At 29.8% G+C, this 426-nt stretch carries 1 protein-coding gene; it reads right to left on the bottom strand.

The window, feature by feature from the left end; all coding sequences use genetic code 11:
* Positions 1-426, bottom strand: a 426-nt coding sequence (locus HMPREF3106_RS07050; protein WP_371327440.1) for a transposase, incomplete at both ends; no start/stop codon positions are given.

Genomic DNA, 426 nt, shown 5'->3' with positions numbered 1-426 from the left:
AGATATAATCCACGATTCCTTTACTTGTTATAAAGCTTTCAAAAAGCTTATAACGACTATATTTATAGTTCTGAAGTTCATTAGGATTCTTTAAAATTAACTTCCAATAATGTTTTAACTTTCGATATAATTTAGGGTCTTTATAGCGATGCTTATTCATGACACGTACCCGAGTTCGATTTAATTCTCTATTTAAGGCTTGTACGATGTGAAAAGGATCAATGATAATTTTAGCGTTAGGAAACATTTCTTTTATTAATTGGATGTACGGTAAGTACATGTCGATTGAGATAGTTTTTACCTTTAATCTAGTCTTAGGTTCAAAACGTTGAAAATAGTTTTTCAAACTGTAAGATTTTCTATCTCTTACAACATCGACTGGCTTGTGTGTTGTGCTATCACAAATAATGAAACTCATATTACTAT

Origin of the sequence: Granulicatella sp. HMSC31F03, from assembly GCF_001807725.1 — a bacterium.
Lineage (GTDB): Bacteria > Bacillota > Bacilli > Lactobacillales > Aerococcaceae > Granulicatella > Granulicatella adiacens.
The sequence above is the reverse complement of the archived record's forward strand: the minus strand, read 5'-3'. Positions and strand labels throughout refer to the sequence as shown.